Annotated in this window: 14 protein-coding genes; 9 read left to right on the top strand and 5 right to left on the bottom strand. The window is 62.0% G+C overall.

Annotated features, from left to right (window positions below; genetic code table 11):
• The 5 genes from hflX (at position 1) to ACESMZ_RS05075 (ending at position 6,263) form a co-directional block, all read left to right on the top strand.
• Entirely contained in the window at positions 1-1,296 is a 1,296-nt protein-coding gene (gene hflX, locus ACESMZ_RS05095; protein ID WP_372955980.1) for a ribosome rescue GTPase HflX, read from the top strand.
• Positions 1,297-1,412: 116 nt separating this feature from the next.
• Complete coding sequence (hflK, locus tag ACESMZ_RS05090) at positions 1,413-2,627, top strand: FtsH protease activity modulator HflK (RefSeq protein ID WP_372955981.1); 1,215 nt, start codon at positions 1,413-1,415, stop codon at positions 2,625-2,627.
• 2 nt (positions 2,628-2,629) lie between these two features.
• Positions 2,630-3,508, top strand: a complete 879-nt coding sequence (hflC, locus tag ACESMZ_RS05085) for a protease modulator HflC (RefSeq protein WP_372955982.1) — start codon at positions 2,630-2,632, stop codon at positions 3,506-3,508.
• A 195-nt stretch (positions 3,509-3,703) separates the two neighbouring features.
• Positions 3,704-4,891: an ATP phosphoribosyltransferase regulatory subunit gene (locus tag ACESMZ_RS05080; RefSeq protein WP_372972300.1), complete on the top strand. Its 1,188-nt coding sequence runs from the start codon at positions 3,704-3,706 to the stop codon at positions 4,889-4,891.
• 76 nt (positions 4,892-4,967) lie between these two features.
• Entirely contained in the window at positions 4,968-6,263 is a 1,296-nt protein-coding gene (locus ACESMZ_RS05075) for an adenylosuccinate synthase (RefSeq protein ID WP_372955984.1), read from the top strand.
• A gap of 100 nt (positions 6,264-6,363) precedes the next feature.
• On the opposite strand, the gene cmoB is transcribed toward ACESMZ_RS05075, so the two are convergent.
• Genes cmoB through ACESMZ_RS05055 form a run of 4 tightly spaced genes read right to left on the bottom strand, consistent with a single transcriptional unit; the run spans position 6,364 to position 9,522 of the window.
• The gene (cmoB, locus tag ACESMZ_RS05070; protein ID WP_372955985.1) at positions 6,364-7,356 is read right to left on the bottom strand and encodes a tRNA 5-methoxyuridine(34)/uridine 5-oxyacetic acid(34) synthase CmoB; all 993 of its coding nucleotides are present in this window, start codon (positions 7,354-7,356) and stop codon (positions 6,364-6,366) included.
• Positions 7,357-7,368: 12 nt separating this feature from the next.
• On the bottom strand, positions 7,369-8,124 hold the full coding sequence (gene cmoA, locus ACESMZ_RS05065; RefSeq protein WP_372955986.1) for a carboxy-S-adenosyl-L-methionine synthase CmoA: 756 nt from the start codon (positions 8,122-8,124) through the stop codon (positions 7,369-7,371).
• A 16-nt stretch (positions 8,125-8,140) separates the two neighbouring features.
• The gene (locus tag ACESMZ_RS05060) at positions 8,141-8,470 is read right to left on the bottom strand and encodes a kinase (RefSeq protein WP_372955987.1); all 330 of its coding nucleotides are present in this window, start codon (positions 8,468-8,470) and stop codon (positions 8,141-8,143) included.
• Positions 8,471-8,502: 32 nt separating this feature from the next.
• Positions 8,503-9,522, bottom strand: coding sequence for a serine/threonine protein kinase (locus ACESMZ_RS05055; protein ID WP_372955988.1), 1,020 nt, complete (start codon positions 9,520-9,522; stop codon positions 8,503-8,505).
• Between the two features lie 81 nt (positions 9,523-9,603).
• On the opposite strand from ACESMZ_RS05055, the gene ACESMZ_RS05050 reads away from it, so the two are divergent.
• Positions 9,604-10,707, top strand: a complete 1,104-nt coding sequence (locus ACESMZ_RS05050; RefSeq protein ID WP_372956049.1) for an NAD(P)/FAD-dependent oxidoreductase — start codon at positions 9,604-9,606, stop codon at positions 10,705-10,707.
• Here ACESMZ_RS05050 and ACESMZ_RS05045 read toward each other — a convergent pair.
• Positions 10,648-11,487 (bottom strand): ComF family protein, encoded by an 840-nt coding sequence (locus tag ACESMZ_RS05045; RefSeq protein WP_372955989.1) that lies wholly within the window; start codon positions 11,485-11,487, stop codon positions 10,648-10,650. The genes ACESMZ_RS05050 and ACESMZ_RS05045 overlap by 60 nt on opposite strands.
• Positions 11,488-11,536: 49 nt before the next feature.
• Here ACESMZ_RS05045 and bioB point away from each other — a divergent pair, with 49 nt between their 5' ends.
• The 3 genes from bioB to bioD all read left to right on the top strand — a co-directional run bounded on the left by bioB (position 11,537) and on the right by bioD (position 14,578).
• Positions 11,537-12,592 (top strand): biotin synthase BioB, encoded by a 1,056-nt coding sequence (bioB, locus tag ACESMZ_RS05040; RefSeq protein WP_372955990.1) that lies wholly within the window; start codon positions 11,537-11,539, stop codon positions 12,590-12,592.
• Between the two features lies 1 nt (position 12,593).
• The gene (gene bioF / locus ACESMZ_RS05035; protein ID WP_372955991.1) at positions 12,594-13,775 is read left to right on the top strand and encodes an 8-amino-7-oxononanoate synthase; all 1,182 of its coding nucleotides are present in this window, start codon (positions 12,594-12,596) and stop codon (positions 13,773-13,775) included.
• A 95-nt stretch (positions 13,776-13,870) separates the two neighbouring features.
• Complete coding sequence (bioD, locus tag ACESMZ_RS05030; protein WP_372956050.1) at positions 13,871-14,578, top strand: dethiobiotin synthase; 708 nt, start codon at positions 13,871-13,873, stop codon at positions 14,576-14,578.
• Positions 14,579-14,684: the final 106 nt, after the last annotated feature.

Below are 14,684 nucleotides of genomic sequence, written 5' to 3'. Positions count from 1 at the left end.
TTGTTTGAACGTCCTGATGTCGGTGAACGGGCTGTGCTTGTTCATATCGAATTCAGTTCCCATGGCAGTGCCATGGAAGATCTTGGGGAATTCCGGGAGCTGGTTACATCCGCCGGTGTCGAGCCGGTGGCGGAAGTGACCGGTTCGCGCAACCAGCCCAGCCCGCGCCTCTTCGTGGGAGAAGGCAAACTGGACGAGATCCGGGACATGGCCGCCGCCTGCGAGGCTGACGTGGTGCTGTTCAACCATTCCCTCAGCCCCAGCCAGGAGCGGAACATCGAACGGGAGCTGAAGTGCCGGGTGCTGGATCGCACCGGTGTCATCCTCGATATCTTTGCCCAGCGGGCCCGTACCCATGAAGGCAAGCTGCAGGTGGAACTGGCTCAGCTGGAGCATATGTCCACACGGCTGGTACGGGGCTGGACCCACCTTGAGCGTCAGAAGGGTGGTATCGGCCTGCGCGGTCCGGGTGAGACCCAGCTGGAGACGGACCGGCGGTTGCTGCGGGAGCGTATCAAGGCAATCCACAAGCGCCTGGAGAAGGTTCGCCGGCAGCGGGACCAGGGGCGCCGCGCCCGTAAAAAGGCAGACATCCCCACCGTTTCCCTGGTGGGTTACACCAATGCCGGAAAGTCCACGCTGTTCAACCGTATTACCGAATCTGGTGTCTATGCGGCGAATCAGCTCTTTGCCACCCTGGATCCAACCCTGAGGCGACTGGAACTTCCTGACATCGGACCTGTCGTTATTGCCGATACTGTGGGTTTTATCCGCCATCTCCCCCACAAGCTTGTGGAAGCCTTCCGTGCGACACTGGAAGAAACCGTCCAGGCCTCTTTGCTGCTGCATGTGGTGGACTGTCATGATGAGCGCCGGGAAGAAAACATGGAGCAGGTGGAGAATGTGCTTCATGAAATCGGTGCCGATGAAGTGCCGTTCCTTCAGGTCTTCAACAAGATTGACCTGCTGGAGGATTTCACGCCCCGCGTTGAGCGCAATGAGGGGGGCGACGCCGTGCGGGTCTGGGTATCCGCGCAGACCGGGCAGGGTATGGAGCTGTTGTTTGATGCCATTGTCGAGCGCCTTGCCGAGGACCTGCTTCACCAGCGGGTGATCCTTGGGCCGGCGGATGGCAAGCTGCGCGCGCTGTTGCATGAGGCCGGCTCGGTGATCAGGGAAAACTACCTGGACAACGGTGACGTGGCAGTGGAAGTCCGCCTGCAGAGCCGGGACTGGTTTCAGTTGCTCAGCCGCGCAGGTCTTTCGCCGGAGCAGGTCAGGGTCGAAGCCCCCTGATAGCAGGATTCAGGCTGGTTGCCTGTGAAAACACCGCTGGCTATTGCCGGGGCACGTATAAATCCCTAGTATTTGCAGCCATTCGTAACGCTTTAAACGCATAGACGGAGAGACCTATGGCCTGGAATGAACCGGGTGGAAATCGCAACGACAACGACCCCTGGGGTACCGGTGGTGGTCGTCGTGGCGGCAATGATCAGGGCCCGCCTGACCTGGATGAAGCCCTGAAAAAAGGGCTGGACAAGCTTAACCGGATGCTCGGTGGCAAGGGCGGGAACCGCTCTGGCGGCTCGGGTGGTGGTTCCGGTGGCAAGGGCAGTGGAGCCGGCCTGGGTGCGGTATTCGCTCTGGGTGCGATCATTGTCGTGGGTTACATCGTCTTCCAGTCGTTCTACACCGTGGACGAACAGGAGCGTGCCGTTGTCCTCCGTTTTGGTGAATATCACCGTACAGAGAATCCGGGTTTGCGTTTCAAGCTGCCGCTGGTGGAGCAGGCGACCAAGGTGCGCGTTACCAACGTGCGCAATGCTGAATCCCAGGGCCAGATGCTGACGGAAGACGAGAATATCGTCAGCGTGGACCTCCAGGTTCAGTACCGGGTCTCCGATGCCAGGGCCTACGTGCTGAACGTGCGGGACTCCAACCAGGCGCTGGCCTTTGCCACCGACAGTGCACTGCGCCACGAAGTGGGCAGCTCTGTACTGGATGACGTTCTTACCGAGGGGCGTGCCGAACTGGCCATCCGGGTTGAGCAGCGCCTTCAGCAGTTCCTGGCCGATTACGGCACCGGCCTGGAAATTGTTCAGGTGAACGTGGAAAGCACCCAGCCCCCCGAGGCTGTCCAGGACGCTTTCCGGGAAGTCCAGCGTGCCCGTGAAGACGAACAACGCTTCAAGGAAGAGGCCGAGACCTATCGTAACCGGGTGGTTCCGGAAGCCCGTGGTCGCGCCCAGCGCCTGCTCGAGGAAGCCAACGCCTATCGGGATGAAGTCATCGAGCGTGCCCGGGGTGAAAGCGCCCGCTTCACTGAACTGCTTTCTGTCTATCAGACCGCACCGGAAGTAACCCGCGAGCGCATGTATCTGCAGGCGCTGGAAAACGTCTACTCCAACACCACCAAGGTGCTGGTGGACACGGCCAGTACCGGCAACATGATGTACCTGCCGCTCGATCGCATGTTTGGTGGCCAGGGCAGCAGTGGCTCGGGTAGCTCCGGCTCCCAGGACAGCAGCCAGCGTGAGGATGAGCAGGGTATCCAGGCATTGACCGACAGGGTCATCGAGGAGCTGCGCAGCCGTCAGGAATCGAGTAACAGCCGGAGGAGTCGATAATCATGGGGCCTAAAAGCATAGCGGGCCTTGCAGGTGCCCTCGTCGTTATCCTGCTGGTCCTGTCCAGTGTCTACATTATCCCCGAAACCCACCGGGGCGTGGTGCTGCGGTTCGGTGAACTGATCGAAACTGACGTACCGGCTGGTCTGCACTTCAAGGTGCCGGTGGTGGATCAGGTACGGGAGTTCGATATCCGGGTGCTGACCACAGACCTGCCGGCTAAGCAATACCTCACGATCGAGAAGAAGCCGCTGGACGTGGACTCCTACGTGGCCTGGCGAATTCAGGACGTGGATGAGTACTACCGGTCCACGGGTGGGGATGAGCTGCGGGCACAGTCCCTGCTGCTGTCCCGAATCGACAACGGGCTGCGGGACGAGTTCGGTGTGCGCACCATGCACGAAGTTGTCTCCGGGCAGCGGGATCAGTTGATGGAAACCCTGCGCAGCCGGGTGAATGAGCGGGTTCGTGAGTCCTTCGGTATCGAGGTCCTCGATATTCGTGTCAAAGCCATTGAACTGCCCCAGTCGGTAAGCGAGAACGTATATCGTCGGATGGCAACCGAGCGCGAGAAGCTGGCCCAGGAGTTTCGTTCACGGGGTCGTGAGCTGGCTGAAGGCATCCGTGCCGACGCGGACCGGCAGCGTACCGTGGTGCTGGCGGAAGCTTTCGCAACCGCCGAGGAAACCCGTGGTGAGGGTGACGGTGAAGCAGCTAGGATCTACGCCAATGCCTACGGCGGCGACCCGGAATTCTACCGCCTGTATCGCAGCCTGGAGGCCTATCAGAAGACCTTCTCCGGCAAGGATGACGTGATGGTCATCGACAGTGACAGCCAGTTCCTGCGCTACTTCAAGGAGTCGAGTCCGGAAGCGGACTGATCCATCCTAGTGCCTGGCTGATAGTGCCTGGCTGACCAAACCGGACCTCTTCGGCAACGACCGCGGAGGCCCGGTTTTTTTGTGGCCGGCAAAGGTGTAGAATCCGCCGGGTTTTGGGTAAATGTTGCCCTTGACCCGACCCGGCACCGCCGGGCTTACCAGCCCACACTGAATTCAGTAGAAGGTAAACAGGTTATGACGGTTTCCGACCGCTGGCTGCTTCCTGACGGCGTTGAAGACATCCTGCCGCCACTGGCGGGCCAGATTGAATCCCTGCGCCGTGAAATCATGGATACCTGCCAGCGCTGGGGTTATCAGCTGGTGATCCCGCCACTTATCGAATACCTCGATTCCCTGTTTACCGGTACCGGCCACGACCTGGCGCTGCAGACGTTCAAGCTTACCGACCAGCTTACTGGTCGTATGATGGGGGTACGGGCTGACATGACCCCCCAGGCGGCGCGCATCGATGCCCATACCCTCCACCAGGAGGGCATTACCCGGCTGTGTTACGCCGGACACGTCCTGCACGCCCGGCCCCAGCACATGCTGACGGGCCGCACGCCTATCCAGGCCGGGTGCGAGCTGTTTGGCAGCGCTTCGGAAGAAGCTGACCTTGAGGTTATCCGTCTGATGCTCGAGACCCTGCGGGTGGCGGGTGTACCGGGGGTCCACCTTGACCTGGCCCATGTGGCGGTGTATCAGTCGCTGATTGAAGCGGCGGATTTCGATGACGACACCGAGGCGGCCATTTTTGATGCTATGGCCCGCAAATCGATCCCGGAACTCGACCAGTTGCTGGGTGACTGTCAGCCGGACACGCCGGGCGCCTACCTGCGCGCGCTGGCCCGGGTCAGCGGTGGTCTCGATGCCCTGCAGGAGGCCCGGCGGGTGCTTGCAGGTGCGCCGGCCAGCGTGCTCGGTGCGCTGGATCAGCTAAGGCGGATCGCAGAGCGCCTGCGCGAGAGTCATCCGGAGCTCCGCCTTGGCTTCGACTTCTGCGAGTTGCGGGGCTACAACTATCACACCGGGCTGGTTTTTGCGGTCTATGTTCCCGGGCACGGGGACGCCGCGGGCAAGGGCGGCCGATACGATGCCATCGGGCAGGATTTCGGCCGGGCGCGGCCTGCCACCGGGTTCAGCCTGGATGTCCGGGCACTGGTTGCCCTGGGCCACCGCGCAGTCCGGCGTCGGCCGGCCATCTGGGCCCCGGCAGACCCGGATCCGTCCCTGGATGCCGCTGTTGCGGGACTGCGGCTGACGGAAACCGTGGTGCGGGCCCTGCCGGAAGACGTCAGCGTCAATCCGGGGGAGCGAGGCTGCGACCGTATCATGGTCAAGCGCGACGGGCAGTGGGTGGTAGAACAACTCGAGATCAGGTAGGCCTGTTTGCCTGCAGTATCTCCGCGATTCATTCGAACAGTGACCGGTCCCTGGCCGGGACATACGAGAGACAGTCATGGGAAAGAACGTTGTAGTGCTGGGCACCCAGTGGGGTGACGAAGGCAAGGGCAAGATCGTTGATCTACTGACGGATCAGGTGGCGGCAGTGGTGCGCTTCCAGGGTGGTCACAACGCGGGCCACACCCTGGTGATCGAGGGCAAGAAGACCGCCCTCCACCTGATTCCATCCGGTATCCTGCGAGAGCATGTCCAGTGTCTGATCGGCAACGGCGTCGTGCTCTCTCCGGACGCCCTGCTCAAGGAGGTTCGTGAGCTCGAAGAGCGGGGTGTGGCCGTCCGTGACCGACTGCGCATCAGCTATGCCTGCCCGCTGATTCTCCCGACCCATGTCCGTATTGACCAGGCCCGCGAGCGCGCCCGTGGCAATGACAAGATCGGCACCACCGGCCGCGGGATCGGCCCGGCCTACGAGGACAAGGTCTCCCGCCGTGGCCTGCGCCTGGGCGATCTGTGCAACCCGCAGGCCTTTGAGGCCAAGCTGCGGGAAATCATGACCTATCATAACTTCGTGCTGACGGAATACTTCCGGGAAGAGCCGGAGGATATCGACCAGGCGCTGGCCACGCTGCGCCAGATGGGTGAAGAGATCCTGCCCATGGCGGCAGATGTGACCGACCTTCTGCACGATTACCGCAAGCGCGGCGAGAACATCCTGTTTGAAGGTGCACAGGGCTCCCTGCTGGATATCGATCTTGGCACCTACCCCTATGTTACCTCCTCGAACACTACCGCGGGAGGCACAGCAACGGGTTCCGGCTTTGGCCCGCTGTTCCTGGACTACGTGCTGGGCATTACCAAGGCCTACACCACCCGTGTTGGCTCGGGCCCCTTCCCCACAGAACTGTTCGATGACATGGGCCAGCATCTGGCTGTCAAGGGCAATGAAGTCGGTACCACCACAGGGCGCTCCCGTCGTTGTGGCTGGTTTGATGCGGTAGCCTTGCGTCACGCGATCCAGATCAACAGTGTGTCCGGCATCTGCCTGACCAAGCTGGACGTGCTGGATGGTATGGAAACGGTCAAGGTGTGTGTGGGTTACAAGACCCCCGATGGCGAGATGAGCCGCCCGCCGATCAACGTGGAGGAGTACAGCCTGATCGAGCCGGTCTATGTAGAGCTGCCCGGCTGGAGCGACAGCACCGTGGGGCTGACTTCCATAGACCAGTTGCCGGCTAATGCACTGGCCTATATCCGTTTCCTGGAGGAGCAGATCGAGGCGCCCATCGATATCATTTCCACCGGCCCGGACCGGGTGGAAACCGTCACCATGCGTCATCCTTTCGGCGGATAATACCGCCCCTTGCAGGGTGCGTGGCCGGCCTTCGGTCAGCGCACCTGCCGGGAGAATGACGGCTGGCGCTCCCTGGTCCGGCTGGTTTTGGTCTCTGTTCTTACCGAACCGGTTTGCGGGCGATGATCGTCGCCCGCGTGGGGCCCGGGTAACCCTCAATGGTCCGGCCCGGGTCGTCCGGGTCCAGGAAGTGTTCCAGTGACTGGAACTGCATCCAGTCTGTGGATCGCTGCTCTGCGATGGTGGTTACGGTTACATCCACCATTCTGGCATCCTCCAGGCCCGCCCTGGCCATCCATCGCAGAAGGGTGGGGCAGGAAGGCAGGAACCACACATTACGCATGCGCCCGTAGCGGTCCTCGGGCATCAGCGCGTAGCCCTCGGGGCCATCCACCACCAGGGTCTCCAGTACCAGCTCGCCGCCGGGCCTGAGGGTATCTTTCAGTTCCAGCAGATGATCAATGGGTGATCGCCGGTGATAGAGCACGCCCATGGAAAAGGTGGTATCGAAGTATTCCAGCGGTCGTGCAAGGTCCTCGATGCGCAGGGGCAGGAGGTCCACCGGTGCGGCGGGCTGATAGCGTTTCACCGCGAGGAACTGACACAGGAACAGCAGGCCCGGATCGATGCCAATCACTTCACTGGCGCCCGCACCGTACATGCGCCAGAGGTGATAGCCAGAGCCGCAGCCCACGTCCAGGATACGGCGCCCGGTGAGGTCGCTCAGCGCCGGGGCCACCCGGTCCCATTTCCAGTCCGAGCGCCACTCGGTATCCACAAGAGTGCCAAAGAACCGAAAGGGTCCCTTGCGCCAGGGCATCAGACCCCGCAGGCCCTGGTCCAGTTCTTCCGCCTCGGGTGTCGATAATGGAATCAGGCTGTCAACGGTCACCTCGCTGCGATCGCAGTACAGCAGTGCATCGGTGCGTTCCGGCAAGCGGCCGAGGGCTGCCTGCCAGCGGGGCAGGTCGCCATGGGGATTATCCACGAAACGGTGGTGGAGCTGGTCGCGGATCCTGTCCGACCAGTCCTGCCAGCCTTCCTTGTCCAGCCGCATCAGCATATCCGACCAGGTAGTCTGCCAGTCCAGCATGGTATGTCCTCGTCAGTCCGGCTTGAACGCCAGCATGGATACGAAATTGAAACACTGGTACCAGACGGCCATATCCCGGAATCCGGCGGCTTCCAGTCTTTGTCTGTGTTCGTCCAGGGTCTCCGGAATCAGCACCTGTTCCAGCGCGCTGCGTTTCTGGCTGATCTCAAGGTCTGAATAACCATTGGCCCGCTTGAATTCGTGATGCAGCCGGGTCTGGGTGGCCTGCTCGGCCTGACTGTCAAAACGGATTTTCTCCGACAGGATCAGTACGCCGCCTGGGCGGGTGGCCTCGGCGATTCGGGTAAGCAATTCCACCCGACGCGCCGGGTCCACAAACTGCAGGGTGAAGTTCAGTGTGGTAACCGAGGCGTCGGAGATATCGGTTTCCAGGATATCCTCGCAGCGCAGTGTGACCGGCTGTGGGTGGTCGTCCAGGGCAATATAGTGTTTGCACCGTTCGATCATGGCCGGGGAGTTGTCCACGCCCACCAGGGTGCACCCGGAAGCTGGCATGCCGTGGCGCATGGCCAAGGTGGAGGCTCCCAGCGAGCAGCCCAGATCGTAGCAACGGGAGCCCGGCTGCACATATTGCTCGGTGATCACCTCGATCATCGGAATAATAGTGGTGTAGCCGGGAACCGATCGCCGGATCATGTCCGGAAAGACCCTGGCCACGGATTCATCAAAGCGAAAATCCTGGCGGGGCTGGTCAGTGGCGTACAGGGTGTCGAGGCTCTGGCCGGGTGCGGGTCTGCGCTGGTTCATGTGGCTACTCCTCCCGTTACTCGCCGGCTTCAGGGGCCCGTTGGCACCGGACGCCACGGTTCTTGTAATCGACGACAATGCCCCGGTAGTCAGGGTCAGCGTCCGCCGCAATGGCCAGGTAGCCATTCTCGCAGACAGCATGGAGTTCAGATGCCTTTGATGACATGCGGAAGTCCTCGCCGGGCTGGATATGGACCGCCTTGAAATCGCCCACCGGTACATGGTCCTTGTTCTCGCTGTGTGTAATCTTGCCGCTGAATTCCAGTACCAGAACAGTAGCGATAATGCTGGCAACGGCAGTCACAATCAGACTGCGGATGGTGTAGGTGGCCTCGGAATTACTCATGGACTCTCCGGAAGGGTAAGGGATGAAGCGGCTCAGTACTGGCCGGGAATGTTCAGAACCGGGCCTTGCAGTGCGGCCAGCTGTTCCCTGAGGGACAGGACCTGATCCGACCAGAACCGGGGCTGGGCAAACCACGGGAAAAACCGGGGGAAGGCCGGGTCATCCCAGCGTTGGGCCAGCCAGGCGCAGTGGGAAAGCTGTCGGAAGCAGCGTAGTGGCTCGACCAGGTAGCGTTCACGACGGTTGAATTCCCGGAACATTTCGTAGCCCTCCAGCAATTCGCCGAATTGCTGGCTACGTTCCAGGTCGTCGCCGTTCAGCAATAGCCACAGGTCCTGGACAGCCGGCCCGCTGCGGCAGTCGTCCATGTCGACGAACAGTAGCCGATCTTCCCGTACCAGTATGTTGCCGGCGTGGCAGTCGCCATGCAGTCGCAGGCTGTGGACATCGCCCGCCTGGTCCACCAGGCGGGCGCATTCATTGATCAGGTCAGGAATCAGACTGTCCCAGGCGGGGCGCAGGTCCGCCGGTATCCAGTCATTGTCCGTCAGGTAACGGCTGAAGTCGGTAATGGCGGGCAGGATGGACATGGCCGGCCGGTGGTGGAATGGTTCCCGGTCGCCAATGTTATGAAGCTGGCCCAGCCACTGGCCCAGCCGGTAAAGGGTGTCCGGTGTGCTGGTGTCCGGTGCCTGACCCCCGCGCTGCGGGAACAGGGCGAACAGGAAGGGACCTTCCCGGCCCAGGGTATCCCCGGATGGCAGTGGCAGGGGAGCAACCACCGGTACGCCTGCTTCGGCCAGCTCCAGAGAAAAACTGTGCTCTTCACGGACCTGCTCTTCACTCCACCGGCCAGGACGGTAAAATTTCGCAATCACCGGGGGCTGGTCGTCCAGGCCCACCTGGTAAACCCGGTTTTCATAACTGTTGAGGGCAAACAGGCGCCCGCTGACGGGGAAGCCTTCGCCTTCCACGGCGTCCAGGATACGGTCCGGTGTCAGATCGTCGTAGGGGTGGCTGTTGTTGCTGGCCGGTTGATCGTCCGCGGACATGGGGCTCCCGATTGCGCTTGCAAGAATTGAGCTACAGTATACCGGTTCCGCCCCCCACAGTTCAGTAACCCGGAGAGGAAGATTGTGGAAAACCTGGATATCGATACCGTGATCATTGGTGCTGGCGTGGTGGGGCTTGCCATTGCCCGGGAGCTGGCGCAGGCGGGGCAGGAAGTCATCGTGCTGGAACAGGAGAAGCACTTTGGCGAGGGGGTCTCTTCCCGTAACAGTGAAGTGATCCACGCAGGCCTTTATTACCCCGCTGGCTCTCTCAAGGCGAAGCTGTGCCTGCAGGGCCGGGAGCTGCTGTACGATTACTGTGCCGGTCATCCGGTAGGCTACCGGCAGACCGGCAAGTGGATTATTGCCGGTGATGAACAACAGGAGGAGCTTGACCAGGTTTTCCAGGCCGCCTCCGCCAATGGCGTCACTCTGGAGAGGGCCGGGCGGGCCCGGCTGGCCCGGGCGCTTCCGGACGTGAGTGCGGCGGCGGGATTGTATTCTCCGCGCACCGGAATTATCAGCAGCCATGACCTGATGGTGTCCCTGCTCGGAGAGCTGGAGTCCGCCGGTGGGCAGCTGGTTTGTCAGGCACCGGTGATCTCGGCTGCAAGTGACGATCAGGGGCACCGGCTGACGGTGGGCGGAGAGGCACCGTGCCGGGTCCGGTGTCGCCGGGTGGTCAACTCGGCGGGGCTCAGCGCTATTGGGCTGGCCCGGGAGTGGCGCGGCTATGATGCTGCTCTGTGCCCCGAACCCTGGTACGCCCGGGGTGTGTATTTTTCCTACAATGGGCACCACCCTTTCAATACCCTGGTTTACCCGGTGCCTGAGCCCGGCGGGCTGGGGGTTCACCTGACGCTGGACCTGGCCGGACAGGCGCGTTTTGGCCCGGATGTGGAGTGGATAGACGAGCCGGACTACACCGTGGCCCCGGCCCGGCGGCGCGCCTTTGTGGCATCCGTGCGCCGCTGGTGGCCGGGGCTGGAACCCGATCGCCTGCAGCCAGCCTATGCCGGAGTGAGGCCCAAGCTGGCTGGGCCCGATGCCGGCTTCATTGACTTCCGCATCGACGATACTGATGACCATGGTATCGACGGACTGGTGCATCTGTTCGGTATTGAGTCACCTGGCCTGACGGCCAGCCTCGCGATCGCCCGTTACGTCAGGGAGCGGCTGGGCTGACCGGATTTTCCGCGCCGGCGTTCTGGCAAGTGCCCAGATCTCAACCGTTCCCGCACCGTGTTTTCGCAACAGTGCCGCCAGTGTCCCGGCCGTGGCGCCTGTGGTCACCACATCGTCCACCAGCGCCAGGTGCTGTGGTACCCGGCCACGGACCTCGAAAAGCCCCGCCAGATTGGTCAGCCGTTGCTTGCGGTCCAGTCCGGACTGGGGGCGGGCCGACCGGGGGCGCCGTAACAGTCGGTCAGACCAGGGTATGCCGGTGCGCTGGCTGATCGCTTCCGCAATCTCCGCCGCCTGATTGAAGCCCCGCTGACGTTGACGCTTGCGGTGCATGGGGGCCGCCACCAGAAGATCGGGCCGTCGGCAGGGGTGCCGGGAGAGCAGGTCGTGGACCTGGGTAGCCATATCGCCGAGCAGCGGGCGTGCGTAGTGCCGTTGCCCCTGATACTTGTAACGGCTGATCATCCGGTCCACCGGAAATTCGTAGCGCCAGGGAATAAATGCCCGGTCGTATCCGGGCTGAAACTTGAGGCATTCCCCGCAGGTTCGCTCTGCCCCCGGCCTTGCCAGCAGCATCGGCAGGCCACAGCGGACACAGCAGCGGTCATTGATCGGAAGGTCGCCGCGGCAGCCGTCACACAATCCATTTCGGGCGTGGGGGGCGAGACAGGCGACGCAGAGTTCCGGCAGCAGCGCCTCATGGAGGTGTGTAGCGGCAACGGGAAGCTGGTTAACCAGTTTCCCGAATCTGGTTGACAGGGTGTGCAGGGGCTTTATCATGCGGTTTATCCGTAAACCTGAATCCCAAAAAAGTTAACAGGATATTGTCATGACCGCTACTGCCGTTCGACACGACTGGTCCCTGCAGGAAATCCGCGACCTTTTCGCCCTCCCGTTCAATGACCTGATCTTCCGTGCCCAGACCGTGCACCGGCAGTTCTTTGATCCCAACGAAGTGCAGGTCAGCACCCTGCTGTCCATCAAGACCGGTGCCTGCCCGGAGGACTGCAAGTACTGTCCCCAGAGCGGTCATTACAACACCGGCCTGGAAAAGGAAAAGCTGCTGGAAATCGAGAAAGTGGTCGCCGAGGCCCGCGCCGCCAAAGAGAAAGGCGCTTCGCGATTCTGTATGGGTGCCGCCTGGCGCAGTCCTACCCAAAAAGACATGCCCTATGTCACCGAAATGGTCCGTCAGGTCAAATCCTTGGGCCTGGAAACCTGCATGACCCTGGGAATGCTCAATGACGACCAGGCCGGTGAACTGGCCGAGGCCGGTCTCGACTACTACAACCACAACCTCGACACGTCCGAGAAGTACTACAACCACATCATCACCACCCGCACCTACCAGGACCGGCTTGACACCCTGGAGCGCGTTCGCAAGGCGGGCATGAAGGTCTGTTGTGGCGGGATCATGGGCATGGGCGAAGACGCCGACGACCGCTCCGGCCTGTTGATGCAACTGGCCAACCTGCCCCACCACCCGGAAAGTGTACCTATCAACATGCTGGTAAAGGTGGCGGGCACCCCGATGGAAGACGTCGAGGACCTGGATCCCTTCGAATTCGTACGCACCATCGCCGTGGCCCGGATCCTGATGCCGCGGTCCCATGTGCGCCTGTCCGCCGGTCGTGAGGACATGAACGACCAGATGCAGTCCCTGTGCTTCCTGGCCGGTGCCAACTCCATTTTCTACGGCGAAAAACTGCTGACCACCGCCAACCCGGAAGCGGACCATGATCGTCAGTTGTTCAATCGCCTGGGTATTCGCCCGGAAGAGCGGGCGGTGAAGCACTCCGAGGAAGAGCACGAAGAAGCCCTGGTGCATGCGCTGGAAGAAGAGCGCAACCGTTACCTGTTCTACGATGCCGCCAAGAGCGCCTGATATGCGCGACTTCGCCGCCGAGCTGGAGCAACGCCGGGAAGCCGGCCTATACCGGGTGCGCCGCCATATAAGCGGCCCCCATTGTCCGTCGCTTGAGGCCGACGGCGAACCGGTACTGGCGTTCTGTTCCAACGATTATCTTGGGCTGGCTTCCCACCCGGAACTGGTGGCGGCTGCAGCAGCAGGCCTCACTGCCTATGGCCTGGGGGGCGCGGCTTCCCACCTCATATGTGGCCACCACAGAGAGCACCACCGGCTGGAAGAAAGGCTGGCCGAGTTTACCCGCCGCACCGGCGCGCTGTTCTTTTCTACCGGGTACATGGCCAACGTGGGTGTTATCACCGCACTGGCCGGAAAAGGGGACACCATCTTTTCCGATGCCCTGAATCATGCCTCCATCATCGACGGTTGCCGCCTCAGCGGTGCCAGGGTGCAGGTCTATCCCCACGCCGACATGGCCACCCTTGAGTCGCAACTGGCCGAGACGGGCGGGCACAAACTGGTGGTCACCGATGGTGTATTCAGTATGGACGGGGACGTAGCGCCTCTGCGAAAGCTGTCCGCGCTCTGCCGTCAGTATGATGCCCTGCTGATTGTCGATGATGCCCATGGGTTCGGCTGTGTGGGGCCAGATGGTCGTGGCTCTGTATTGGGCGCTGGTCTGGATGAAGATGAGGTACCACTGGTCGTGGGCACACTGGGCAAGGCCTTCGGCACCAGCGGTGCCTTTGTCGCCGGGCCTCCGGTGTTGCTGGACTACCTGGTCCAGAAAGCTCGTTCCTATATCTACACCACCGCCATGCCGCCGTCGCTGGCTACCGCCTCCTGCAAAAGCGTCGAGCTGGTGGAACACGGCCAGCAACGTCGAAACCAGCTCGCCCGACTGATCAACCGCTTCCGGGCCGAGGCGGCGGCCATGGGCTATGAGCTGATGCCATCGGCCACACCCATCCAGCCCATCATGATCGGCGATCCCCATGAAGCGGTCCGGCTGAGCCAGTCGCTGGAGCAGCGGGGCATCCTTGTCACCGCTATACGGCCACCGACGGTACCGCAAGGGGAATCCCGCCTGCGGGTGACCTTCAGTGCAGCCCATACCGACGAGCAGCTCGACCAATTGCTGTCCGCCCTCGAAGGCTGCGCGCCCCAGCGCATCCGTCAACGGGCCCTCGTCAGCGCGTAAAACCCGCGCGGGCAGAGCTGTCGCTATAATGAGCCCCAATTGCCATGCCAGACATACCTGAGCCCGAACAACCCCAAGCCCGGGAGGACACCACCTTGGCCCGCCGAACCTACTTTGTAACCGGAACCGACACCGAAGTCGGCAAAAGCGTCGTTTCCGCCGCCATCCTGAAAAAGGCCGCTGATCTTTCCCTGCGCACGGTCGCCATGAAACCCGTGGCCTCCGGCTGCGAACAGACCCCGGACGGCCTCAAAAACGAAGACGCCCTGCTACTCATGGAGCACATGACCGAAGTGCTCCCCTATGAACAGGTCAACCCCATCGCCCTGCAACCGGCCATCGCCCCCCACGTGGCCGCCAAACAGGCCGGTCGGCAACTGTCCGCCCAGCGCCTGGTGGGCCTGGCCCGGGGCCTGATGATGAAATCCGCTGACCTGATGCTTATCGAAGGAGCCGGCGGCTGGCGTGTACCCCTCAACGAGCGGGAAACCTACTCCCGGCTGCCGATCGAACTCGGCATCGGCGTGGTCATGGTGGTGCCCCTGCGCCTGGGCTGCATCAACCACGCCCTGCTCACTGCGGAAGCCATCCGTCACGACGGACTCACGGTCGCCGGCTGGGTCGCCAATCGCCCGGATGAAGCGGTCATGAGCTGTGAGGAAGAAACCCTGGACTACCTGAAGGCCCATATGGGTGCTCCCTGCCTGGGCGTGCTTCCCTGGATGCCGAAGCTGGACATAGCCAGGCTGGCCAGTCAGTTGGATATTCAGCCGTTGGTTGGGAAGCCTCACCCAGTTAGCTAAAGACATCCACCAAAGGCGTGATTATCTGAAGCGTCGAGCTTCATTCCCGAGACCCGCACGAAAGTCCTGGAGCGAGGGGGGAGGGGTGCTTTATCCGGGACCTTCA

Source organism: Marinobacter sp., from assembly GCF_041690615.1.
Lineage (GTDB): Bacteria > Pseudomonadota > Gammaproteobacteria > Pseudomonadales > Oleiphilaceae > Marinobacter.
This window is presented reverse-complemented; position numbering and strand designations above follow the sequence as displayed.